The 22716-nt window shown below is 70.8% G+C and carries 22 protein-coding genes; 5 read left to right on the top strand and 17 right to left on the bottom strand.

What is annotated here, in order from left to right:
* Positions 1 to 44: 44 nt before the first annotated feature.
* From EXE52_RS07050 to EXE52_RS06995, 13 genes are all read right to left on the bottom strand, one after another.
* Complete coding sequence (locus EXE52_RS07050; protein WP_086216042.1) at positions 45 to 1226, bottom strand: [LysW]-lysine hydrolase; 1182 nt, start codon at positions 1224 to 1226, stop codon at positions 45 to 47.
* A complete protein-coding gene (locus EXE52_RS07045) occupies positions 1226 to 2353 on the bottom strand; it encodes an aspartate aminotransferase family protein (RefSeq protein WP_137703589.1) in 1128 nt (375 codons plus the stop codon). Before EXE52_RS07045 ends, EXE52_RS07050 begins: the two co-directional genes overlap by 1 nt.
* Positions 2350 to 3318, bottom strand: a complete 969-nt coding sequence (locus EXE52_RS07040) for an acetylglutamate/acetylaminoadipate kinase (RefSeq protein ID WP_137703588.1) — start codon at positions 3316 to 3318, stop codon at positions 2350 to 2352. The genes EXE52_RS07045 and EXE52_RS07040 overlap by 4 nt, the downstream gene beginning before the upstream one ends.
* Positions 3315 to 4391 carry an N-acetyl-gamma-glutamyl-phosphate reductase gene (gene argC / locus EXE52_RS07035; protein ID WP_094519691.1) on the bottom strand — a complete coding sequence of 359 codons (1077 nt, stop codon included), beginning with the start codon at positions 4389 to 4391 and terminating at the stop codon, positions 3315 to 3317. The genes EXE52_RS07040 and argC overlap by 4 nt, the downstream gene beginning before the upstream one ends.
* Positions 4388 to 5329 (bottom strand): lysine biosynthesis protein LysX, encoded by a 942-nt coding sequence (gene lysX / locus EXE52_RS07030; RefSeq protein WP_137703587.1) that lies wholly within the window; start codon positions 5327 to 5329, stop codon positions 4388 to 4390. Before lysX ends, argC begins: the two co-directional genes overlap by 4 nt.
* 79 nt (positions 5330 to 5408) lie before the next feature.
* Positions 5409 to 5597 (bottom strand): lysine biosynthesis protein LysW, encoded by a 189-nt coding sequence (gene lysW, locus EXE52_RS07025; RefSeq protein ID WP_049932116.1) that lies wholly within the window; start codon positions 5595 to 5597, stop codon positions 5409 to 5411.
* 132 nt (positions 5598 to 5729) lie between these two features.
* On the bottom strand, positions 5730 to 5894 hold the full coding sequence (locus tag EXE52_RS18270) for a hypothetical protein (RefSeq protein WP_158228679.1): 165 nt from the start codon (positions 5892 to 5894) through the stop codon (positions 5730 to 5732).
* Entirely contained in the window at positions 5891 to 7399 is a 1509-nt protein-coding gene (gene argH, locus EXE52_RS07020) for an argininosuccinate lyase (RefSeq protein ID WP_137703586.1), read from the bottom strand. Before argH ends, EXE52_RS18270 begins: the two co-directional genes overlap by 4 nt.
* A complete protein-coding gene (locus tag EXE52_RS07015) occupies positions 7400 to 8641 on the bottom strand; it encodes an argininosuccinate synthase (RefSeq protein WP_049932119.1) in 1242 nt (413 codons plus the stop codon).
* Between the two features lie 360 nt (positions 8642 to 9001).
* Positions 9002 to 10339 carry a glutamate-1-semialdehyde 2,1-aminomutase gene (locus EXE52_RS07010; protein ID WP_049932121.1) on the bottom strand — a complete coding sequence of 446 codons (1338 nt, stop codon included), beginning with the start codon at positions 10337 to 10339 and terminating at the stop codon, positions 9002 to 9004.
* A gap of 111 nt (positions 10340 to 10450) precedes the next feature.
* Positions 10451 to 12178: an ammonium transporter gene (locus EXE52_RS07005; RefSeq protein ID WP_199239135.1), complete on the bottom strand. Its 1728-nt coding sequence runs from the start codon at positions 12176 to 12178 to the stop codon at positions 10451 to 10453.
* A 495-nt stretch (positions 12179 to 12673) separates the two neighbouring features.
* The gene (gene radA / locus EXE52_RS07000) at positions 12674 to 13705 is read right to left on the bottom strand and encodes a DNA repair and recombination protein RadA (protein ID WP_049932122.1); all 1032 of its coding nucleotides are present in this window, start codon (positions 13703 to 13705) and stop codon (positions 12674 to 12676) included.
* Between the two features lie 182 nt (positions 13706 to 13887).
* A complete protein-coding gene (locus EXE52_RS06995) occupies positions 13888 to 14388 on the bottom strand; it encodes an ACT domain-containing protein (RefSeq protein WP_089308480.1) in 501 nt (166 codons plus the stop codon).
* Between the two features lie 148 nt (positions 14389 to 14536).
* On the opposite strand from EXE52_RS06995, the gene EXE52_RS06990 reads away from it, so the two are divergent.
* The gene (locus EXE52_RS06990) at positions 14537 to 16753 is read left to right on the top strand and encodes an ATP-dependent DNA helicase (protein WP_137703585.1); all 2217 of its coding nucleotides are present in this window, start codon (positions 14537 to 14539) and stop codon (positions 16751 to 16753) included.
* A 55-nt stretch (positions 16754 to 16808) separates the two neighbouring features.
* Here the strand turns inward: EXE52_RS06990 and EXE52_RS06985 are convergent, their stop codons facing one another.
* Positions 16809 to 17168, bottom strand: coding sequence for a hypothetical protein (locus EXE52_RS06985; RefSeq protein WP_049932127.1), 360 nt, complete (start codon positions 17166 to 17168; stop codon positions 16809 to 16811).
* Positions 17169 to 17261: 93 nt separating this feature from the next.
* The gene (locus EXE52_RS06980) at positions 17262 to 17822 is read right to left on the bottom strand and encodes a TATA-box-binding protein (RefSeq protein WP_049932128.1); all 561 of its coding nucleotides are present in this window, start codon (positions 17820 to 17822) and stop codon (positions 17262 to 17264) included.
* A gap of 84 nt (positions 17823 to 17906) precedes the next feature.
* On the opposite strand from EXE52_RS06980, the gene EXE52_RS06975 reads away from it, so the two are divergent.
* Complete coding sequence (locus EXE52_RS06975) at positions 17907 to 19019, top strand: TIGR01177 family methyltransferase (RefSeq protein WP_241988214.1); 1113 nt, start codon at positions 17907 to 17909, stop codon at positions 19017 to 19019.
* A 105-nt stretch (positions 19020 to 19124) separates the two neighbouring features.
* The gene (locus EXE52_RS06970; protein WP_137703584.1) at positions 19125 to 20249 is read left to right on the top strand and encodes an ORC1-type DNA replication protein; all 1125 of its coding nucleotides are present in this window, start codon (positions 19125 to 19127) and stop codon (positions 20247 to 20249) included.
* 8 nt (positions 20250 to 20257) lie between these two features.
* Here the strand turns inward: EXE52_RS06970 and EXE52_RS06965 are convergent, their stop codons facing one another.
* Positions 20258 to 20518 carry a hypothetical protein gene (locus EXE52_RS06965; RefSeq protein ID WP_049932131.1) on the bottom strand — a complete coding sequence of 87 codons (261 nt, stop codon included), beginning with the start codon at positions 20516 to 20518 and terminating at the stop codon, positions 20258 to 20260.
* A 99-nt stretch (positions 20519 to 20617) separates the two neighbouring features.
* Between EXE52_RS06965 and rpiA the strand changes: the two genes are divergently transcribed.
* Positions 20618 to 21352 (top strand): ribose-5-phosphate isomerase RpiA, encoded by a 735-nt coding sequence (gene rpiA / locus EXE52_RS06960; RefSeq protein WP_086216847.1) that lies wholly within the window; start codon positions 20618 to 20620, stop codon positions 21350 to 21352.
* Positions 21353 to 21430: 78 nt separating this feature from the next.
* Here the strand turns inward: rpiA and EXE52_RS06955 are convergent, their stop codons facing one another.
* Positions 21431 to 21598: a DUF1931 family protein gene (locus EXE52_RS06955; RefSeq protein WP_004047560.1), complete on the bottom strand. Its 168-nt coding sequence runs from the start codon at positions 21596 to 21598 to the stop codon at positions 21431 to 21433.
* Positions 21599 to 21900: 302 nt separating this feature from the next.
* On the opposite strand from EXE52_RS06955, the gene larB reads away from it, so the two are divergent.
* Entirely contained in the window at positions 21901 to 22668 is a 768-nt protein-coding gene (gene larB / locus EXE52_RS06950) for a nickel pincer cofactor biosynthesis protein LarB (protein ID WP_094494219.1), read from the top strand.
* The last annotated feature ends 48 nt before the right edge of the window (positions 22669 to 22716 follow it).

Below are 22716 nucleotides of genomic sequence, written 5' to 3'. Positions count from 1 at the left end.
GTGGTGTCGTTCGAAAACAGTCGGTTTCGGAGAGGTGCGTCGGGTTACAGTCGCTCGCGGCAGACCTCGGTCAGCACGCGCACGGCGCGGTCGAGGTCGGGTAGCGGGAGCCGCTCGTCGGGCGCGTGGTCGAGGTCGGAGTTCCCGGGCCCGTAGGTGACCATCGGGCAGTCCCACGCGGCCGCGAAGAGGTTCATGTCGCTCGTGCCGGTCTTCCGGAGCAGGCGCACGTCGCCGCCCGCGGACCGGATCGCGACGCGGAACGCCCGCGCGAGGTCGGTCCGCGGACTCTCCATCACGGGCGGCATCGGCTCGCCCCAGCGGACGGTGCCGGTCGACAGCTCCGCCTCCGCGAGCTCGTGGATCTCGTCGACCGGCCGCGACGGCGGGATCCGCAGCTGGACGTCCACCGTCGCCTCCACGGCGAGGCCGTCGTCGCTCAGGCCGCCGTCGACCGAGATGGGCTTGGTCGTCACCTGGTCGAACACGGCGGTCTCCGCGTCGTCCGGCGTGAACGCCTCCTCGACGCCGTGCCACCAGTCGATCGCGTGCTGGATCGCGTTCGGCTCCGGCCGCGAGGAGTGGCCCGACTCGCTGGTGTTCACGTACGTCCCCTCGAGCAGGCCGCGGTAGCCGAGCGTGATCCCCTGCCAGCCCGACGGCTCGCCGTTGACCACCGCCTCCGGCGCGTCGCGGTCGCCGATGAGGTGGCGCGCGCCGCCGGAGTCGACCTCCTCGCGGACGACGCCCGCGAAGGAGACGCCGGTCTTCACCGCGGCGACCGCCATCGAGACGAGCGGTCCGGTCGCGTCGACCGACCCGCGACCCCACAACACGGGGTCGCCGGGGTCGCCGACGCGGACGTCGGAGGGCTCCGGCAGCTCGCCCTCGGACGGCGCGGGCCGCACCTCGACAGGGATGTCGCCGGGGACGGTGTCGACGTGCGAGGTGAGGAGCACGGCGTCGTTCGCCGGGGCGCGGACGTTGCCGACCTCGTCGATCCACGCCTCCCGGCCGTTCGCCTCGAAGAAGTCGACGAGGCGCTCGGCCGCCCGCTCCTCGTTGCGCGACGGCGAGGGGATCGAGACCATGTCGTACAGCAGCTTCCGGGCGGGCGTGTCGCAGGCCGCGGGGTAGCCGCCGCCGGCGACGACGTCGGTGCCGCCGGCCGCGGCGTCGTCGGCCGCCTCGCCGCCCTCCCGATCCTGTTCCTTGCCGGCCGCCATCAGCCGACCACCTCGGCTATCGCGTCGACGACGGCGTCGGCGTGCTCGCGCTCGATCGTCAGCGGCGGCAGCAGGCGCAGCACGGTCCGCCCCGCCGGCAGCGCGAGGATCTGGTGGTCGATGGCGAGGTCGCGCAGCAGGCGGTTCGACCCGCGGCGCACCTCGATCCCGACCATCAGCCCGTCGCCGCGCACGTCGCGCACGTCGTCGCCGAGGCGGTCGCGGAGCTCGCTGCGGAGGTAGTTCCCGACCGCCTCGGCGTGGGCCGGGAGGTCCTCGCGCTCGATCACGTCGAGGGTGGCGCCCGCCGCGGCCGACACCACGGGCCCGCCGGAGAACGTCGAGCCGTGGTCGCCCGAGTCCTCGGCGATCCAGTCGCGACACAGCGTCGCGCCGATCGGGAGCCCGCTGCCGAGCCCCTTCGCGGTCGTGAGGATGTCCGGTACCACGTCGTGGCGGTCGGCGGCCCACATGTCTCCGGTGCGCCCGAGCCCGGTCTGGATCTCGTCGAGGATCATCGCCGCGCCGGAGGTGGCGGTCGCGACGCGGACAGCCTGAAGGTACTCGGTCGGGACGGGGTTGATCCCGCCCTCGCCCTGGAGCGGCTCCAAGATGACCGCGGCGGTGTCCCCGTCGACCGCCTCGCGCATCGCCTCGGCGTCGCCGTACTCGACGAACTCGACGCCGCCCGCGAGCGGGCCGAACCCGTCCTTGTACTTGTCCTTCCACGTCGTCGCGAGGGTCCCCATCGTCCGGCCGTGGAACCCCTGCGTGGTCGCGATTATCTTCTCGCGGCCCGTCGCGTGCCGGGCGAACTTCAGCGCGGCCTCGTTCGCCTCCGTCCCGGAGTTACAGAGCCAGACGTTGTCGACGTCGACGGGCGCGACCTCGGCCAACCGCTCGTACAGCGCCGTCCGCGCCGCGTGCGGGTACGACGCCTGGACGTACAGCAGCTCCTCCAGTTGGCTCGTCGCGGCGTCGACGACCTCCGGGTGGCAGTGGCCGACCGGCGTACAGGCGTAGCTGGCCCCGAAGTCGAGGTACTCCGTGCCGTTCGTGTCGGTGAGGTGTACCCCATCTCCCGAGGCGATCCCGATCGGCTTCTCCGAGAAGACGAAGCCGCTCACGCGGTCTCACCTCCGTCGGGCTCGGCGGGTCCGCTGTCGCCGTCCGCCTCTCCGGTTTGGCCGTCCGCCGCCTCGTCGTCTCCCCCCGCTGTTCCGTCGCCGCCGAGCGCCGCCCGCTCGATTGTCGTCCCCTCGCCGCCGAGCGCGGCGACGACCGGGTCGCGGACGTTGGCGTCCGCGATCACGACGCGGCCCGCTCCGCCTTCGAGCGCCTCTCTCGCGGCCATCACCTTCTTGCCCATGAACCCCTCGGCCGCGTCCTCGACGGCCGCCAACTCGTCGGGCGTCGCGGCCGCGTCGATGCGCGTCTCGGGGTCGTCCGGGTCGGCGTACACGCCCGCCACGTCGGTCAGGAGGACGAGGTCGGCGTCGAGCGCGCCCGCGACCGCCGCGGCCGCGCGGTCGGCGTCGGCGTTGACCGCCGTCACCTCGCCGTCGCCCTCGTCGCCCGCCATCGGCGGCGAGACGACCGGCGTGTAGCCGCCGTCGAGGAGGTCGGCGAGGAGGTCGGCGTTCACCGACTCGATCCGCCCGGAGTGGTCGCCGCGCCGGATCTTCCGCTTCCCGTCCTCGACGACGCGGACCGCGGACTTACGCGGCCCGGCGAGGAGGCCGCCGTCGACCCCGGAGAGGCCGACCGCGTCGACTCCGGCCGAGCGGAACTGTGCCGTCAGTTCGGTGTTGAGCTTGCCGGCCATCGCCATCGCGAACGCCTCCATCGTCTCCGCGTCGGTGAACCGCCCGGTGACGCCCGAGGCGGACTCGACGTAGTCGGGCTCGATGCCGAGCCGTTCGAGCGTCTCGTCGACGACCGTCGAGCCGCCGTGGACGACGACGACGGGGCGCCCGTTGGCCGCGAGGTGCGCGACGTCGCCGACCGCGCCGGCCGGGTCGACCGCCTTCGCGCCGCCGACCTTGACGACGACGGGCGGCTCGGCCGCCGGTTCGGAACCACTCCCCGTCACGGCGCACCCACCGGGTGGAGCCCGTCGAACTCGAGGCCCGCCGTCTCGGGCAGTCCGAGGGCGACGTTCGCCGCGTGGACCGCCTGCCCGGCGGAGCCTTTCATCATGTTGTCGATCGCCGAGAAGACGACCACACGGCGGTTGCCGGGGTCGAGCTCGAAGCCGACCTCGCCGTGGTTCGTCCCGGCGACCGCCTTCGGCTCGGGGTAGCGGTAGACGCCGCCCCCGCCCGAGACGATCCGCTCGAACGGTTCGTCCGCGTAGGCGTCGCGGTACGCGCCCCAGAGGTCCCCCTTCGAGACCGGCTCGTCGGGGAAGACGTGACACGTCGCGCTCGCGCCGCGGACCATGTCGACCGCGTGGACCGTGAAGGAGACGGAGAGTCCGATGTACGCCTCTATCTCCGCCTCGTGGCGGTGGCCGGTCGGGGCGTACGGGCGCACGACGCCCGAGCGCTCCGGGTGCGAGGAGGCCGCGCCGCCGCCCGCGCCGCCCTCCGAAGAGCCGACCTTCACGTCGACGACGACCTCGCCGCTCTCGGGACCGAGCGCGCCGGCGTCGACGAGGGGCTTCAGCCCGAGGATCGTCGCGGTCGCGTTACAGCCCCCGCCGGCGATCAGGTCGGCGCCGGGGAGGTTCCCGCGGTTGATCTCCGGGAGCGCGTACTCCGCGCGCTCCAAGTACTCCGGCGACTCGTGCCCGTCGTACCACTCGTCGTAGGCGTCGGCCTCGGGGAGCCGGAAGTCCGCCGAGAGGTCGACCACGGTGTCGGCGGCCTCGGTGAACTCGTCGATGCGTTCCATCGAGACGCCGTGCGGCGTCGCCGCGAACAGCACGTCGACCGATTCGAGGTCCTCGGGGTCCGAGAAGCGAAGGTCGAGCCCGCGCAGGTTCGGGTGCGAGCGCCCGACGGTCATGTTGTCGGCCGACCGCGAGGTCGCCTGGACGACCTCGAAGTTCGGATGGCCGGCGAGGAGCCGCAGCAGCTCGCCGCCGGTGAACCCGGTGCCGCCGACGACGCTGGCGGTGTAGGCGTCGGCGGCCGCGCCGCTGTCCTCGGCGTCTACGGTCACGCGTCGGCCCCCGCGACGGCTCCGTCGGCCAGCTCGGTCGCCTTCGCCTCCAGCCAGTCGACGACCCGCGCCGGGACGTCGACGTCGGTGGCCGCGTCGAGCGCCTTGAACTCGACGGTGTGGTTCACCTCGTGGACGGTATAGTCGTCGGCCGCGCCGTCGCCGTCTGCGCCGACGCCGGTCTCGGCGGTGTCCGATTCCGCCTCGACTCCCACCTCCATCAGGTCGACGCCGAGCATACCGCCGCCGACGGCCTCGGAGGCCTTCTCGACGAGTTCGGTCGCGCGTTCGTCGAGCTCGAACGGCTCCGTCTCGCCGCCCTTCGCGGCGTTCGTGAGCCAGTGGTCCGAGGAGCGCGTCATCGCCGCGACCGGCTCGCCGTCGACCGCCAGCACGCGGATATCGCGGCCGGGCTTGTCGACGAACTCCTGGACGTAGAACACCTTGTGCTCGTAGTGGCCGAGCGTCTCCTTGTGTTCCAAGATCGCTTCGGCGGCGTTCCGCGAGTCGATCTTCGCCATCAGCCGCCCCCACGAGCCGGTCACGGGCTTGAGGACGCACGGGTAGCCGAACGACTCGATCGCCTCTAGGGCGGCCTCCGTCGTGAACGCGACCTCCGTCGCCGGGGTCGGCACGTCCGCCTCGGCGAGCGCGAGCGAGTTCTTCGCCTTGTCGGCGCAGACGTCGGCCGTCTCCGGGCCGTTCACCACGGGGACGCCGTAGCTGTCGAGGAACCGCGTCGCGTACAGCGACCGGCTCGTCGACAGGCAGCGGTCGACCACGAGGTCGAGGTCGTCGACGGCGGCCGTCGTCGAGTCCAGGCCGAACCGCTCCTTGCGCACGTCGATCTTCGCCACGTCGTGGCCCCGCTCGCGGAGCTCGCCGAGCAGGAGCTTCTCGTCTTTCCGGATCCGCGAGTAGAGGACGCCTACGCGCACGCCGATTCCCCTCCGTTCGGGTCGGTGTTCACGCGCATGTCGACCACTCGGGTGTCGCGGCCGCGGCGGTCGTCGCCATCTACTCGCCCCAGTCCTCCTCGAGCTCTGGCGCCTCCTCCAAGACGACCGGGTCGAGCGAGATGACCTCCAGCTCGGTCCCCGTGACCGGACTGTCGATGATCTCGCCGACCTCCACGTCGGCCGGGATCTCGATTTCCTCGCCCGCGATCGGGTCCTCCGCGGTCAGCGTGTCGGTGTCGCTTGTCATCGTACTCCACTCTGGGTGACTCGATACCATAAATCTTCCGAACTTACCAAAAAATATACACTAGCCAAAGCACCGGCTATCGGTTCGAGAGCGGCCGAAAGCGCCCGGACGAACCGGACTATCAGATCCTAGTTACTTGTTCGTCCCCTCGCGGAGACGAGTTCGCGACCGGGGGTCGTCGGTCGACCCCCGGTCGCGGCGGTCGTCGCAGTCGGTCCGGCTGCGGCGGTCGGTTCGGCGGCGGCGGCCGGTTCGGTGTCCGCCCGCGGCGACCACCGCGGTCGGTCCCACGATCACTCATACGTCGCCACCTCCGCGTCGAGCGCCTCGGCCGCCACCGCCAGCGCCTCGCGGCGGTCGTCGAGCGCCGTCGCGTCCGCGTCGATCCCTGCGGTCGCGGCCGTCAGGTCCGCCGCGACCGCCTCCGGCGCGGGGCCGCCCGCGGAGTCGCGGCTCGCGACGCTCGCGGCCGGATCGAGGACGCGTTCCACCTCGTCGCGGGACACGCGCTCGAAGAGGGACTCGCCCAGTACCGCCTGTGCGGCCTCGTCAACTTTTGCGGCGGCGGTCGCTGGGTCGTCGCCGTCTCCGACCGCGGGGGCGGCGCTCGCGACGATCTCGTGGGCGGTCCGGAACGGGAGGCCCGCCATCGCGAGCAGGTCGGCGACCCCCGTGGCCGTCGAGAACCCCTCGCCCGCGGCGGCCGCGAGCGCGTCCGCGTCCCACTCGGCGGTCGCGACCGCGCCCGCAGCGATCTCGGTCGCTTCGCGCACGTCGCCGGCGATATCGAAGACGCTCGCGTGGGCGCGCTGGAGGTCGCGGTTGTACGCCCGCGGCAGCCCCTTCAGGAGGCTCAACGTACCGGTCGCCTCCCCGATCGCGTCGCCCGCGACGCCGCGGGTCAGCTCCAGCGTGTCGGGGTTCTTCTTCTGGGGCATGATCGACGAGGTCGAGGCGTACGCGTCCGCCAGCTCGAGGACCCCCTTGTTCGAGAAAACGATCAGGTCCTCGGCGAGCCCCGATAGCGTCGTCGCGAGCGTCGCGAGCGCCGTCGCCGTCTCCGCGAGGAAGTCGCGCGCCGAGGCGGCGTCCATCGAGTTGCGGACCGTCCCGTCGAAGCCGAGCAGCTCCGCGGTCCGGTCGCGGTCGACGTCGAACGGCGTCCCGGCGAACGCGGCCGCGCCGAGCGGCGACCGGTTGACGCGGTCGTACGCGTCCAGGAGCCGCTCCGTGTCGCGCGCGAGCCCGCCCTCGTACGACAGCAGGTAGTGCGCGACCGTCGTCGGCTGTGCCGGCTGGAGGTGGGTGTACCCCGGCATCACCGTCTCCGCGTGTTCCTCGGCGACCTCAACGAGCGCCTCCCGGGCGGCGACGGTCGCCTCGGCGGCGTCGAGCAGGTCCTCGCGCAGCCGGTACCGGATACACGTCGCCACCTCGTCGTTGCGCGAGCGGGCGGTGTGCATCCGGCCGCCATCCGGGCCGACCCGGTCGATGACGGCGGTCTCGATCGCCTCGTGGACGTCCTCGCCGTCCGGGAGCGCGCCGTGGCCGGCGGCCTCCACCTCGTCGAGCGCGGCGAGTATCTCGCCCGCGACCCCGCCGTCGACGATCCCCTGTTCGGCGAGCATCACCGTGTGCGCCCGGTCGACGGCGAGGTCCGCCTCGAAGATTGCGGCGTCGGCCGCGAGGCTCGACAGGAACTCGCGGGCGGGTCCGCCGCTGAAGCGCTCGCGCCGGACGGCGGTGTCGTCACCGCCGGCCGCCTCGTCCGCGTCGCTCGCGTCGGGATCGTCGTCGGTCATCTAGTTATCGTCCGCGTCGGACCCGTCCGTCTCGCCGGACCCGTCCGTCGCGAGCTCGGGCTTCGAGACGCTCGCCTTCACGTCGTTGGCGAGGCGCTCCTGGAGTCCGTGGTACTTCGCGACGCCCGTCGCGTCCGACTGGGCGATGCCGGCGACGTCCTCGGTGTTGAACGAGGCCATCTCCTCGGAGTAGACGGCGTACTCGGAGTCGCGGGCGACGACGCGGCAGTCGCCGCCGGACACCTTCACGGTCGCCGTGCCGGTCACCACGTCCTGCGTCTCGTCGACGAAGGCGTTCAGCGCGTCGACGACGGGTGCGAACACGAGCCCCTCGTACGCCTTCTCCGACCACTCCTGTTCGATCCCCTTCTTGAACGAGCGCTCGTTCTTCGTCAGGACAAGATCTTCGAGTGCCTGGTGGGCCGTCAGCAGGACCGTCGCGGCCGGGTGCTCGTAGTTCTCGCGCACCTTCAGCCCGAGCATGCGGTCCTCCATCACGTCGGTGCGGCCGACGCCGTACCCCCCGGCGTGCTCGTTGAGGTGCTGGATGAGCGGCACGGGGTCCATCGCCTCGCCGTCGACGGCGACGGGGATCCCTTCCTCGAACGTCACCTCGATGGTGGTCTCGCCCTCCGGCTCGGCGGTCCACTCGTAGATGTCCTCCGGCGGCTCGTAGTTCGGGTTCTCCAGCTTCCCGCCCTCGACCGCGCGCGACCAGATGTTCTCGTCGATGGACCAGACGCCGCCGTCGCCGGCCTCGACGGGCAGGTCCTTCTCCGCGGCGTAGTCGATCTCCCACTCGCGGGTGAGGCCGAGTTCGCGCACGGGGGCGATCACTTCAAGATCGGAGCCGCGCCAGACGGCCTCGAACCGGAGCTGGTCGTTCCCCTTCCCCGTACAGCCGTGGGCGATGGCGTCACAGCCCTGCTCCTCGGCGACGCCGAGGATCGCCTCGGCGATGACCGGGCGCGCGAGGGCGGTCCCGAGCGGGTAGCCCTGATAGCTGGCGTTGGACTTCACCGCGTCGAAACAGAGGTCCGCGAACTCATCCTTCGCGTCGACGACGTGGATGTCGAGCCCCAGCGCCTCGGCGGTCTCCTCGGCCTCGTCGAACTCCTCGGTGGGCTGGCCGACGTCGACGTTCACGCCGATGACCTCGTCGTAGCCGTACTCCTCTTTCAGCAGCGGTACGCAGACCGTGGTGTCGAGTCCCCCGCTGAACGCGAGTGCAACGCTCGTCATTACCAGAGTACACCCGGCCTACGGTCTTAAATTCAGCGGTTTCAAGATTGTAAGAAAAAGACAGCGCGGCCGCTCGCGGTGACGATAGTCGAGACTCTCCGGAACGGAACGGCGCGAACGCGACGAGGGATGAAGATTACTGGCCCGAAGGGCCTCGTCGTCGCGCCGCGCCGGAAGCCGGTCGCGGCGGTCGGACGTCTCGTCGCGGTCGCAGGGCTCGTCGGCCTCGGAGAAGGGCGGCGTCGAGACGAGCCACTGCGGTCATCGCGTGTATGTACTGATCTCCGATATAAAACTGTTCCGCACCGCCCGGCGCGCGCAAGGTTTGCCGGACGGCCCGGAGATCGCCGGTCGCCCGGTCTACAGCGCCTCGCGGTACGCTTCGAGCGTCGTCTCGACGTCCTCCTCCGTGTGCGCGTAGGAGGTGAACTGACACTCGTACTGGTTCGCGGTGAGGAACACGCCTCGGTCTTTCATCTCCTGCCAGAACACCCGCTCCCAGCGGTCGGTCGCAGCGTCGGCCACGTCGGCGCCCGTCTTCGGGCACGAGTCGTACCGGGCGCAGTCCGGGTCCTGCCGACAGCCGCCCGCGCAACAGGCGTCGACGTCGTCCGGCGCCTCGCGGGTGAACACCGTCTTGAACATCGAGTCGGTGCCGACGACGGTGTACTCCGGCGCGCGCTCGGCGCAGATCTCGGCGATCCCCTCCCGGAGCTGCCGACCGAGGCGGTTGACGTGCTCGTACACGTCGTTTTCGGCCGCGTACTCCAGCCCGGCCTTCCCGGCGGCCATCGTCACCGGGTGCCCGGAGAAGGTGCCGGACTGGAACACCTCGCCAGCGGGCGTGAACCCCTCGATGATCTCCGCTTTCCCGCCGATCGCGCCGACCGGGAAGCCGCCGCCGATGATCTTCCCGAACGTCGTCACGTCGGGGGTGACGCCGAACTTCGACTGGGCGCAGCCGAGGCCGCCCACCCGGAACCCGGTGATCACCTCGTCGAAGATCAGTAGCGAGCCGTGGTCGTCACAGAGGTCCCGCAGCGTCTCGTGGTAGCCGTCGACGGGCATCACGATCCCCTTGTTGGCGAGTATCGGCTCGACGATCACGGCCGCGATCTCGTCGCCGTGTTCCGCGAACACCTCCTTCGCCGCCTGCGGGTCGTTGAACGGGATCGGCAGGGTGTGCTCGGCGAACGCCTCCGGGATCCCCGCCGTCGACGGGTGCGCGTCGCCCGGCGACCCTTCCACGAGCGTCGACTCCTGCGCGCCGTGGTAGCCGCCCCGCATCACGACGATCTTGTCGCGGTCGGTGTGGCCGCGCGCCAGTCGGACCGCCGAGACGGTCGCCTCCGTGCCGGAGTTGACAAAGCGGATCGACTCGACGCTCGGGACGTGCCGCGCCACGAACTCGGCGTGTTCGACCTCGATCTCCGTGGGCGCGCCGTACATCGGTCCCTCCGCGACGTGCGACTGGACCGCCGCCTCCACCGGGTCGGGCAGGTCGTGGCCGTAAAGGAGGGGGCCGTACCCCATCACCCAGTCGACGTAGCGGTTCCCGTCGGCGTCGATCACGTGGCCGCCGTCGCCGCGCTCGACGAAGAACGGGTGCGGCATCGTCGCCCGGACCGAAGAGTTGACGCCGCCCGGCATGACCGACAGCGCGCGGTCGTACAACTCGCGCGAGCGCTCGTGGTTCATACCGACCGGTTGGGTCGGCGGGCTGAAAGTAGTTGCCGAACCGCCGTCACGCCCGCCCGAAAAAAGTCCGTCCGTCGATCCGTGCGCGGTGTCTGCCCGCCGGGAGCGTCGCTACACCGCCTCCGTTCCGGTCGCACCGGTGCGGACTTGGAGCGCGTCCTCCACCGGCATGATGAACACCTTGCCGTCGCCGGCCTCGCCGGTCTTCGCGGCGTCGGCGATGGCGTCCGCGACCTCGTCGGCCGGGATGTCGGCCACGACGACCTCGACTTTCACCTTCTGGTGGAGATCGACGGTGAACTCCTCGCCGCGCCACTGGCCCTTCTTCGCGGGCTGGCTGCCGCGACCGGAGACGTTCGTCACCGTCAGCGAGGGGGCGTTGATCTCCGCGAGCGCCTGCTTGATGTCTCCGAGCTTGTCGGGGCGGACGACCGCCGTGACCATCTTGATGTCCGTGCCGGCCGCCGCGCCGCCATCGGCCCGGGGAGACTCCCCATCGGACTCGGTCGTGTCGATCACCGACGGGCCGCCGTCGGTCGCGACGCGGTCGCCGCCGAACTCGGGGTAGGTCTCGACGCCGTGTTCCGAGATGTCGAGGCCCTCCTGTTCGTGCTCGGCGGTGACGCGCGCCTCGCCGGCGAGCTTGAGCACGTACCAGACCGCACCGGTTGCGGTGATCGTCCAGCCGCCGATGATGACCACGCCGACGAGCTGAGCGACGAAGTGGGCGCCGATGCCCGCGCTGAGCTGACCCGGTGCGGCGACGAACGGGAAGAGGAGCGTCCCGAGAACGCCAGCACTCCCGTGAACCGGGAACACCGCGCAGACGTCGTCGATCTTCAGGTTGTCCGAGACGAACTCGAAGACGATCGGGAGCTGCGCGCCGGCGAGCCCGCCGACGACGACGGCGCCCCACCATGCCGTGGTGTCGGGGATTGCGGTGATGCCGACGAGCCCGGCGAGCAGGCCGTTGGCGACGTAGAGGGTGTCGACCTTCCCGGTCTTCGCCCAGACGACGAGCGCGGCGCCGATCCCGCCGGACGCCATCGCGATCGTCGTCCCCATCGCGACGAGGTTGAGCGTCAGCGTGTTGAACACGCCGCCGCTGACCACCGACGCCGTGCCGACGTTGAAGCCGTACCAGCCGAACGCGAGGACGAGCGTCCCCAGCACGGCGAACGTCAGCGAGTGACCGGGGATGACGTTCGTCGAGCCGTCCTTCCCGTAGCGGTCCATCCGCGGCCCGAGGATGGCCGCGGCCGTGAGGCCCGCGATGCCGCCCATGCCGTGGACGATCATGCCGCCGGCGAAGTCGTGGAACGCGGTGCCCGTCAGCTGTGCGACGAGCCCGTCACCGGAGGCCGACCACGTGAAGGCGATGACCATCGGGTAGATGACCGCGGCCAGGAGGAACGTGTAGGTGACGTACGCGCGGAGCTTCGCGCGACCCGCGACCGCCCCGGAGACGATCGTCGCTGCGGTCATCGCGAACACCGCGCCGTAGAGCCAGTTGACGTAGGGACCGACCACGCCCGACTCGACGGCGAGTTCGCCGCCGGAGTACAGCGATCCCGCGGCGGAGGCGATCCCCGACGACCCGTTCACGAGGCTCGTGAACGCCGTGCCGATGAGGAAGAACACCGCCACCCCGACGCTCCACGTCAGGAGGTTCTTCGTCAGCTGGTTGGCGACGTTCTTCGACCGCACCTGCCCGGCCTCCAGCATGGCGAAGCCGGCGTGCATGAAGAAGATGAGGAACGTCACGACGAGGATCCACGTCCCGTTCATCGCGGACGCGAACGTGCTCGGATCGACCGTGGCGAGGACGCCGCCCGTCACAACTCATCCACCTCTACTGAACGCTCGTCCGGTTCAAACCGTGCTTCGCTCGTGTTCATGTGCTGAATCACATTTCGATTCCCGGGAACGCCTATACATAAACGTTAGAGTTGAGTTTCACAAAAAACACGGTTGATAATACGGCGGTCGTCCGATATAAGGACGTGGCTATGGAATATAAGGACGTTTTTCTCGCGGTTCCGCCGCAATTGTTGCGCTCGAACTCGACGGTCGTTGTGTAGCTCAGCTATCTATTTCGGCGTGATCCGTCGCCGAGCGGCGCTCTCGGGGCGGGCGCGGTCCCCTCTGGCGAGTATTGCCGCGCCGCCGTCCCGCGCTTGGGCGTCGCACGGGCTCTCCGTCCCGAATTCGGGTCGTTCCGGCCTCGTCGGCAGAAGTAGACGTTTGTCAACCCGTCTCGCGGTTCCTCGACGGAATCGATATCTCGGCGGTGTCAGACTGCCCTCTCCGCCGACCGATGTCCCGGAAACACCGTTATTCCGGCTTCAGACCCTCGTTCTGGACGCGCATCACGGCCTCGCCGTCGGCGAGGTTCGGCGCGTCGACGAGGCGGACGATCCGCTTGTCGCCCTTCGACTTGCGGAGGTACATCCGGAACGTGGAGGCGTGTCCGAGGATGTTGCCGCCGATCGCCTGCGTCGGGTCGCCGAAGTACGAGTCGGGATTCGACGCGACCTGGTTCGTGACGAGGATGGCGGTGTTGAACAGGTCGCCGATCCGCATCAGGTCGTGGAGGTGTTTGTTGAGCTTCTGCTGGCGATCCGCAAGCTCGCCCCGACCGACGTACTCCGCGCGGAAGTGCGCGGTGAGCGAGTCGACGCAGACGATCCGGATCGGCCATTCCGTCTCCTCGTGTTCGCCGGCCAGCTCCTTCGCCTTCTCGGCGAGCAGGATCTGGTGGTTGGAGTTGAACGCCTTCGCGACGTGGATCTGGTCGAGGAACGCCTCGACGAGCTCTTCGAGCGCCTCCTCGTCCGAGGGCGTCCCCTCGATCTCGCGGCGCTCCATCTCGTCGGCGAGGATCTCGTCGTCGAGCCCGCGGACCATGTCGTCGATCCGCTCCGGTCGGAACGTGTCCTCGGAGTCGACGAAGATACAGCCGCCGTCGAGGCCGCCGTTCTCCGGCTCTAGCTGGACGTTGACCGCCATCTGGTGGGTGACCTGCGACTTCCCGGACCCGAACTCGCCGTACACCTCCGTGATCGACTGCGTCTCGATGCCGCCGCCGAGCAGGTCGTCCACCTCGTCGATCTGCCAGGAGAGCTTGCCGATCTCCTGGCGGCGCTCCAGCACGCTCGCGCCGGTCTCGAAGCCGCCGACGTCGGCGGCGTCGCGGGCGGCGTTGATGATGTCGGCGGCGGACGACTCGCCGATGTCGGCCGTGTTCGACATCTCGCCGGGGCTCGCGACGGCGATCGACTGGTAACTCTCGAATCCGTTGTCCACGAGCTTGTCCGCGGTTGCCGGGCCGACGCCGGGGAGGTCCTCGAGTTCGTCTTCAGGCATGTACACAGTGCTTGTTTGCCATCCCGTATAAAGACTGGTTTACACCCGAGTGAAAGTGAAGTTCGCCGAGCGTCACCGCTCGGTCGCGGTTCGCTATCTCTCGAAAGCGTTCGTCGGAGCGGCCCGCTCCGTCGCGCGGTGAAACTGGTCGAGGGGTCAGGGGCGACCCGGCGGTCGGGTCCTCAGAAGCCGACGCGGCGGACGTACCCGAGGTCGCGGATCTCCACGAGCAGGTCGCCCGACAGCTCGGCGTCGGTGATCACGTACAGCTTCGGGTCGTCGGTGAACTCGGGGTCCTCGCTCAGCACCTGCCGGATCGAGACGCCGCGGTCGGCCAGGATCCCCGTCACCTCGGCGACGATCCCGGCCTCGTCGGCGGCCGCGACCTCGATGGTGAGCACCGTCAGGTCGAGGACCGGGGCGAGGTCCATCAGGCTCGGGACCGACGAGATGTTGGTGAAGATGCGCTTCAGCTCGGGGTCGGCCAGGATCGCGTCGGTCGTCGAGTCCACGACGCGCCGGTCCACGTCGAGCTCGCGCGCGATGCCGGTGTAGGGGATCTCGATCCCGCCGGAGACGACCCGCCCCTCCTCGTTGACGGAGAAGCCGCGCTCCAAGAACAGCCGGATCACCGCCTGCTGGCTGGGTGACCCCTCGAACTTCTCGAGGATCTCGTCGAACATTCGTTGTCGGGAGTGGTCGCGGCCGGGCGTTAAAAAGGCGGGTGCGTCGCGGCCGGTCGCGTCGCGGTCGTCCGGCGACCCCGCCGGCCCGGACCACTTCCGCCCCGCCACCCGACCCCTTTTAGCCGACGCCGCCGAACTCCGCCCCGTGTCAGAGTCGCCGCACCTGCGGTTCTTCCCGTACGAGGAGCCGTACCCGAACCAGCGCGAGGCGATGGACCGGGTCGCCAACGCGCTGGACCGCGGACAGGACGTGCTGTTCGAGGGGGCGCCCGGGACCGGGAAGACCCTCTCGGCGCTCGTGCCCGCGCTGGAACACGCGCGCGAGCACGACCGCACGGTCGTCATCACGACCAACGTCCACCAGCAGATGCGGCAGTTCGTCGAGGACGCCCGCGCGATCACGCGCGAAGAACCCATCCGCGCGGTCGTGTTCAAGGGGAAGTCGTCGATGTGCCACATCGACGTCGACTACCAGGAGTGTCAGACCCTCCGCGACACCACCCGCGAGATGGTCGAGACGGAGAGCGAGGTCCGCGAGCTGGAGTCGCGACAGCGCGAGCTGCTGGCCGAGAGCCGCGAGGGCGATACGGGCGCCGCCGAGGCCCGCGAGTCGGTCATGGACGAACTCGACGAGCTGGAGGCGGAGATGGAGGAGTACGACGCCGCGAACGTCTGCGAACACTACCGCAACAATCTCACCCGCGACACGGACGACTTCTTCGGGTGGCTCTTCGAGGACGTCCGCACCCCCGACGACGTGTACGAGTACGCCGACGAGCGCGCGCTGTGCGGCTACGAGCTGCTGAAGAAGGGGATGGAGGGGGTCGACCTGGTCGTTTGTAACTACCACCACCTGCTCGACCCGAACATCCGCGAGCAGTTCTTCCGGTGGATCGACCGCGACCCGTGCGAGATAATCACCGTGTTCGACGAAGCGCACAACATCGAGAACGCCGCCCGCGACCACGCCACCCGAACGCTGACGGAGAACACGCTCGACGCCGCCTTAGACGAGGTGGCCGACAGCGACGACTCCCGCGCGGAGCCCGCCGAGAACGTCCTCCGCGCCTTCCGCGACGCCCTCGTCGAGACGTACGAGGACGCGCTCGGCTTCGGCGGCTCCGAGTCCGTGACGGAGAACTGGGAGGACATTGCGGTCGCCAACGACGACCGCCGCGACGACCTCACGCTCGCGTTTCTCCGCAACTACGAGGGGACGGGGATCGACGCGGAGACCGAGCTCGCCGTCCAGCTCGGCCAGGCGATAGACGAGGAGTACGAGCGCCGCTACCGGGACGGGGAGGCGACCACCCGGTCGGAGTCGCAGACGCTCGCGGCCGCCCGGTTCGTCTCGACGTGGATGGACGAGGGCGCGGAGTTCGGCCAGTATCCCGTGCTCTCCGTCCGGCGCGACGGCGGCACCGACGAGGTGTACGGCCGGGCGGAGCTGTACACCTGTATCCCGCGGAGCGTCACGAGCGAGCTGTTCGACGAGGTGGCCGCCTCGGTCCTGATGAGCGCGACGCTGCGCCCGTTCGACGTGACCGAGGACGTGCTGGGGCTGGAGGACGTCGCCTCGATGGCCTACGAGATGGGGTACCCCGAGGCGAACCGCCGGACGTTCGCCGCCGACGTGCCGCCGCTGTTCGCCGCCGACCGAAACGACCCGGAGACGCAGGAGGCCGTGTCGTCGCTGCTCCGCGACGCAATCCGCTTTACCCCGGGCAACACGCTCGCCTTCTTCCCGTCGTACGCCGAGGCCGAGCGCTACCACGAGCGGCTCGCTGGGCCGAGCGGGGGCGGAAGCGCCGCCGGCGGCGCCGCGGCGGACGCTGTCGACCTCGGTCCGATCCACCTCGACGGGCCGGGCGAGGACGAGGAGCGGCTCCGCAGCGAGTTCGTCGAGAGCGACGGCGCCGCGCTGTTCACCTCGCTGTGGGGGACGCTCGGCGAGGGCGTGAGCTTCGACGGCGACGACGCCCGGACGGTCGTCGTCGTGGGCGTCCCGTACCCGCACCTCTCGGACCGCACGGAGGCGGTCCAGGACGCCTACGACCGCGCGTTCGCGGACCGCGACCGCGCCCGCGACCCGGGGTGGACGTACGCGGTCGAGGTCCCGACGATCCGCAAGACGCGACAGGCGCTCGGCCGAGTGATCCGCGGCCCCGACGACTACGGCGTCCGGATCCTCGCGGACCGGCGCTACACGACCGCCGACATGGGGAAGTACTCGGTCCGGTCCGCGTTCCCGCCCGAGGAGCGCGAGGAGCTGCTCGACGTCGACCCCGCGAAGCTGAAGTTCGCGATGCTGAACTTCTATCGGGACCACGACGCGTACGACGGCCCGCCGCCGTCGCCGTGACGCGGGCGCGCGGTCTCGCTCCCGGGCGCTCGCCTCGACGTCACTTCCGGCCGTCCTATCCGGGCATCGACGCGAGCAGGATCGAGACCAGGATCAGGAGCCCGGCCAGCAGCGTCGTGACCACGGCGTGGATCAGCGTCATCGCGGCGACCGCCCGCCGCGGCTGCTCGTAGCTCCACCAGAACATCGTCCCGTCGACGAGGAGCGCCGCGAGGAGGATGAGCCCCCCGGGGAGTTCGAGCCCGTTGCCGGCGACGCTGATCACCGCGGGCAGCGGGCCGATGTAGAGGGCCCGCCGCGGGTCGGCGTCGCCGAGGACGTTCCGGGCCGCGACGTGCGCGGTGAGACAGAGGAACAGCGCCAACAGGACGGTCGTCCCGAGCACGGAGACCGGCGTCACCGTCTGTAAGAGCATGGTCGCCATACGCGGCGACGGGTAAAAGTGATCGCGGAACGCGGTCGCGGTGTCGCCGCATCGCGGCCCCGTCTCGATCGCGGGCTCGCCGCGTCAGTCCAACAGCCCGAGGCCGTTCAGCTCCTCGACGATCACGTCGACGGCTGCCTCGGCGTCGGCGGGGCTCGTGCCGCCGGTGACGACCACTTTCCCGCTGCCGAAGAGCAGCGCGACGACCTCCGGCTCGTCGAGCCGGTAGACGAGCCCGGGGAACTGCTCCGGCTCGTACTCGATGTGTTCCAAGCCGAGCCCGATCGCGATCGCGTTCAGGTTCAGGCTCTCGCCGAGGTCGGCCGACGTGACGATGTTCTGGACGGTGACCTCCGGGTCCTCGATCGGGATCTGGAGCGCGCGGAGCTCCGCGAACACGATGTCGAGGCTCTCGTGGACCGCCTCGACCGAGTTCGCGCCCGTACAGACGATCTTCCCGGAGCGGAAGATCAGGGCGGCCGACTTCGGGTCCGTGGTGCGGTAGACGAGCCCGGGGAACTGCTCGGGGTCGTAGTCGGCGCCCTCGAGGTCCATCGCGACGCTCTGGAGATCGAGTTCCTGCCCGATCCCCGTGGAAGCGACGACGTTTTCGACGGTGATCGTCTCCTTCGGGTCGGCCCTCATTACCTCCATCCTCGCCCGAACGACTTAAAAAGGTGGCTGGTCGGAACCGCCACGCTATTGTCGTCGCCGCGCGGAGCGGTCGGCGTGTACTGGCTCGAACTCGCCGGCGAGACCGACGCCTTCGCCGCCCGCGAAGCGGCGACCGCGGCGACCGGCGTCGACCTCCTCGCGCCGGGGATCGCTCGGACCGGCGGGATCGACGGCGCGCACGTCCGGCGCCTCGCGTACACGCGCGCCGCCCACGATGCGGTCGCGCGGACGGACGCCGACGTCGACGCCGCGGTCGCCGCGCTCCGCGCCGCGCCGCTCGACCGCTCCGGAAGCGTGGCGGTCCGCGCCCGCGACGTCCGGGGAACGTCGGGAGTCTCCACCGAGGCGGTCGAGCGCGAACTCGGGAGCGTCCTCGTCGACCGCGGGTTCGACGTCGACCTCGACGACCCCGACCACGTCCTCCGCGCGCTCTTCGCCGCCGGCCCGCGCGCCGAACACGACGCGGTGGCCGGCGCGGACGGCGGCGACGCGGACCTGTGCGCGCTCGGGTGGGTCGCCGCCGAGGCCGCCCGCGACTTCGCGCCGGACCCCACCGACCGCCCCTTCTTCCAGCCGGGGAGCATGGCCCCGGTCGACGCCCGCGCCTACGCCAACCTCGCGGGCGCCGCCCCCGGGCGGACCCTGCTCGATCCCATGTGCGGCACCGGCGGTCTCCCCCTCGAAGCGGGCCTCGTCGGCGCCGACGCGGTCGCCTGCGACGCGCAGGCGAAGATGGCCGACGGCGCGCGGCGGAACTTCCGCGCATACCTCGCCGCCGACGCCGACGCTCCCTCCCCCGACTGGCACGTCGCCCGCGGCGACGCGACCGCGCTCCCGCTTCCCGACGACGCCGTCGACGGGGTCGCGTTCGACGCCCCCTACGGCCGACAGTCGAAGATCGCGCGCCACGAGCTGGCCGACCTCGTCGCGGGCGCGCTTGCGGAGGCGGCCCGGGTCGCGCCGCGCGCGGTGCTGATCGCCGACCGCGACTGGCGCGGCCCCGCCCGCGACGCCGGGTGGACCGTCGACGCGGCGTTCGAGCGCCGGGTTCACCGGTCGCTGACGCGCCACGTGCTGGTGTTGCGCCGCGAGGCGGACGCGGGAGGCGAGGCGGACCCGGCGGACATCTCGGCCGACGCGGCCGGAAGCCCGGCGGACCGAGAGTGAACGACCGATCGGCGGAATCGCTCTTATCCGACGCTGGCGCGACAAGTTTCAGTTCCGCCCCGACGCCGGGCAACGGTTAAGTGCGCGGCCTCTCGTGGTACTCGCATGACCGGGGACGGCGGGGACATGCTCTCGTGGGACGAGTCGGTGTTCCGCGACGAGTCGGTGTTCGAGATCGACCACGTCCCCGAGACGTTCCGCCACCGCGAGAGCCAACTGGAGAACCTCAAGTACGCGCTCCGCCCCGCGGTTCGCGGCTCCCGCCCGCTCAACACGATGGTTCGCGGACCGCCGGGAACCGGCAAGACCACCGCGGTCCAGAAGCTCTTCGGCGAGCTCGGCGCCCGGACCGAGGTGCGGACGGTCCGCGTCAACTGCCAGGTCGACTCCACGCGCTACGCGGTGTTCTCCCGGCTGTTCGAGGGGATCTTCGAGTACGAACCCCCGTCGTCGGGCATCTCGTTTAAGAAGTTGTTCGGCCAGATCACCGACCGCCTCGTCGAGGAGGACGAGGTGCTCGTCGTCGCCTTGGACGACGTGAACTACCTCTTCTACGAGAACGAGGCCTCCGACACGCTGTACTCGCTCCTCCGCGCCCACGAGGCGCACTCCGGCGCGAAGATCGGCGTCATCGTCGTTTCCTCGGACCTCGGGCTCGACGTGATCGACGACCTCGACACCCGTGTCCAGTCGGTCTTCCGGCCCGAGGAGGTGTACTTCCCCGTCTACGACGCGACCGAGATCTACGACATCCTCGCCGAGCGCGCCAAGCGCGGCTTCCACGAGGGCGTCATCGGTGACGCCGAACTGGAGCGGGTCGCCGACCTCACGGCCGAGAGCGGCGACCTCCGGGTCGGGATCGACCTCCTGCGCCGGGCCGGGCTCAACGCGGAGATGCGCGCCTCGAAGACCGTCTCGAAGGAGGACGTTGAGGACGCGTACGACAAGTCGAAGCACGTCCACCTCTCGCGGTCGCTGCGCGGGCTCTCCGACTCCGAGCGTGACCTCGTCCGCGTCCTCGCCGAGCACGACGGCGAGCGCGCCGGCGCGGTGTACGACGCGTTCAACGACGCGACGGGGCTCGGCTACACCCGCTACTCGGAGATCATCAACAAGCTCGACCAGCTCGGCGTGATCGACGCGGAGTACGCCGACGTCGACGGCCGCGGCCGCTCCCGCGAACTCTCCTTGGCCTACGACGCGGAGGCCGTCTTGGACCGGTTGGAGTAGGCGGCGACCTACCTCTCGTCGTCACCGCGCGCCGTCTCGTACCCAGTCGCCCACGCGAGGGCCCCGACGGCGAGGATCGCGACGGTCTCTCGGTCCGACCCGACGAGGGACTGCGCGACGACGGAGACGGCTCCGACCGAGACGGCGACGTACGCGCCTTCGGGGACCGCGAAGGGGAGTCGACCGCGCGACTGAAGCGCCGCGGTCACGAACATCGCACCGAGGAGCGTCAGGCCGAACAGCGGGAGGACAGCGGTTGCCGAGGACACACTTCCGACTGATCGCGTCGCGAGTAATACACTTCGGCGGTCGCGCGGTCGGAGCGAACCGCCGACGCCTTTTCAATAGCTCCGCCCGCACCTCGTCGCATGAAGACGAGCGGCGGGAGCGACGCGATGAAGCGGCGCGCCGGCGAGTCGGCGGCCGAGGCCGTCACCCACGGCGACGTGGTCGGACTGGGGACGGGGTCGACGGCGGCGCACGCGATCCGGCGGCTCGGGGACCGGGTCGACGCCGGCCTCGACGTCCGGGGCGTCCCGACCTCGTTCGCGAGCCGCGAACTCGCGGTCGGGGCGGGGATTCCCTGCCTCGACCTCCCCGAGGCGGTCGGTCTCGACGGCCCGGGTATCGACCTCGCCATCGACGGCGCGGACCAGGTGGCGACCGGCGTCGACGGGGGCGGCGCCCCCGACACCGGCGGGGCTCTGATAAAGGGCGGCGGCGCGGCTCACGCCCGCGAGAAGTTGGTCGACGCCGCGGCCGACCGCTTCCTCGTCGTCGCGGACCCCTCGAAGGAGTCGCCGCGGCTGGACCGGCCGGTCCCGGTCGAGGTGCTGCCATCGGGACGGACCGCCGTCGCCGCGGCCGTCCGGGAGGCCGACGGCGAGCCGACGCTGCGGCGCGCGGAGCGGAAGGACGGTCCGGTGGTGACTGACAACGGGAACCTCGTGCTCGACTGCGCGTTCGGCGAGATCGCCGACCCGGTCGCCCTGTCGGCGACGCTGGCCGAGGTTCCGGGCGTCGTCGAGCACGGGCTGTTCGTCGGGATGACCGACGAGATACATGTCGGAACCGAGTCCGGCGTCCGGATCGAGTCGGTCTGATATCTCCGGGCGACGCCCCGCAGCGCGGCCGCTCGGCGGGCGGCACGCAAATAAAATGGAACGGAAACGAGTTCCGTCTTAGAGGTCGCGCGGCTGGACCGTCTTCCGGTCGTTGGCCTCGGCGCGGCGCGCGGCGTCTTCGAGCAGCTCGTCCACTTCGTCGTCCAGCGCGTCGTAGAAGTCCGAAGCGACGTTCTTGTCGTCCAGGGCTTCCTTGACGGCCGCTTTGACAATGAGGTCTGCCATGCGATCGGGCTTACCCGGTGATGGTTAATAAGAGTTCCTGAATTCGACCGCGAGGGGCGCCGTGCGGCCCGTTCGCGGGAGGCCGCGAGTACAAGCGCGTATAAGTCTTGTGAGATTCTCGTCTCCGCCCCGCCGCGAGCACGACGCGAAACGCGGCCCGACCCCGCTCCGAGCGCGGTCCGGACGGAGCGCGCGTCGTCGCGTGACGCTCGCGAACGCGCTTCGACCCCGGCTCGACCTCGCGCGCGGCGCGCCCGGCTCGAACCGACAGCTTCGACCGAGGCCGCCCCCGACGACGCCCCATGCGAGAGACGTTAGCGGCGCTGGAGGCGGGTGAGATCGGCATCGAGGAGGCGGAGTCGCGGCTCGCGGGCTACGCGACCACGGACGCGGGGCGCTTCGACGCCGCCCGCGAGCGACGCCGCGGGATCCCGGAGGCGATCCTCGCGGAGGGGAAGACACCCGCGGAGGTCGCCGCCCTGGCGACGACGGCGCTCGACACCACCGGCCGGGCGCTCGTGACGCGGGCGGACGAGGCGACGGCGGCCGCGGTGGCGTCGGCGGTCGGCGACGTGGGACCGGACGCGACGGTCGAGCGCGACGATCGGACCGGGACCGTCGTCGCGCACGCGGCCGACTTCGAACTCCCCTCGCTCGACGCCGCGGTCGCGGTCGTGGCCGCCGGCACCGCGGACGCGCCCGTCGCCGGCGAGGCCGCGGTCGTCGCCCGCGAGATCGGGGCGACCGTCGACCGGGTCGACGACGTCGGCGTCGCCAACCTCGACCGGATCGTGGACCAGGCCGACCGGGTCCGCGAGGCGGACGCCGTCGTGGTCGCGGCGGGTCGCGAGGGGGCGCTCCCGACGGTCGTCGCCGGCCTCGTCGACGCCCCCGTGATCGCGCTCCCCGTCTCGACCGGCTACGGCGTCGGCGGCGAGGGAGTGGCGGCTTTGGAGGGGGCGCTCCAGTCGTGCTCCGTGCTGACGACCGTCAACGTCGACGCCGGGTTCGTCGCCGGCGCGCAGGCCGGGCTGATCGCCCGCGCGGTCGACGCCGCGCGCGCCGAGTGAGCGGGGGGATCGAGCGAGGAGATCCGGCGACATCCGGACTCGGTTAAC

The organism is Halorubrum sp. CGM4_25_10-8A, assembly GCF_005435025.1.
Lineage (GTDB): Archaea > Halobacteriota > Halobacteria > Halobacteriales > Haloferacaceae > Halorubrum > Halorubrum ezzemoulense.
This window is presented reverse-complemented; position numbering and strand designations above follow the sequence as displayed.

Coding starts and splice junctions, on each gene's coding strand:
- EXE52_RS06995 (WP_089308480.1), bottom strand. CDS start 14,388: ATGTTCGACGAGATCCTCGAGAAGTTCGAGGGGTCACCCAGCCAGCAG.
- rpiA (WP_086216847.1), top strand. CDS start 20,618: ATGAAGACGAGCGGCGGGAGCGACGCGATGAAGCGGCGCGCCGGCGAG.
- lysW (WP_049932116.1), bottom strand. CDS start 5,597: ATGACAAGCGACACCGACACGCTGACCGCGGAGGACCCGATCGCGGGC.
- EXE52_RS06970 (WP_137703584.1), top strand. CDS start 19,125: ATGACCGGGGACGGCGGGGACATGCTCTCGTGGGACGAGTCGGTGTTC.
- EXE52_RS06980 (WP_049932128.1), bottom strand. CDS start 17,822: ATGAGGGCCGACCCGAAGGAGACGATCACCGTCGAAAACGTCGTCGCT.
- EXE52_RS06955 (WP_004047560.1), bottom strand. CDS start 21,598: ATGGCAGACCTCATTGTCAAAGCGGCCGTCAAGGAAGCCCTGGACGAC.
- radA (WP_049932122.1), bottom strand. CDS start 13,705: ATGCCTGAAGACGAACTCGAGGACCTCCCCGGCGTCGGCCCGGCAACC.
- EXE52_RS07015 (WP_049932119.1), bottom strand. CDS start 8,641: ATGACGAGCGTTGCACTCGCGTTCAGCGGGGGACTCGACACCACGGTC.
- argH (WP_137703586.1), bottom strand. CDS start 7,399: ATGACCGACGACGATCCCGACGCGAGCGACGCGGACGAGGCGGCCGGC.
- larB (WP_094494219.1), top strand. CDS start 21,901: ATGCGAGAGACGTTAGCGGCGCTGGAGGCGGGTGAGATCGGCATCGAG.
- EXE52_RS07050 (WP_086216042.1), bottom strand. CDS start 1,226: ATGGCGGCCGGCAAGGAACAGGATCGGGAGGGCGGCGAGGCGGCCGAC.
- EXE52_RS07010 (WP_049932121.1), bottom strand. CDS start 10,339: ATGAACCACGAGCGCTCGCGCGAGTTGTACGACCGCGCGCTGTCGGTC.
- EXE52_RS06985 (WP_049932127.1), bottom strand. CDS start 17,168: ATGCTCTTACAGACGGTGACGCCGGTCTCCGTGCTCGGGACGACCGTC.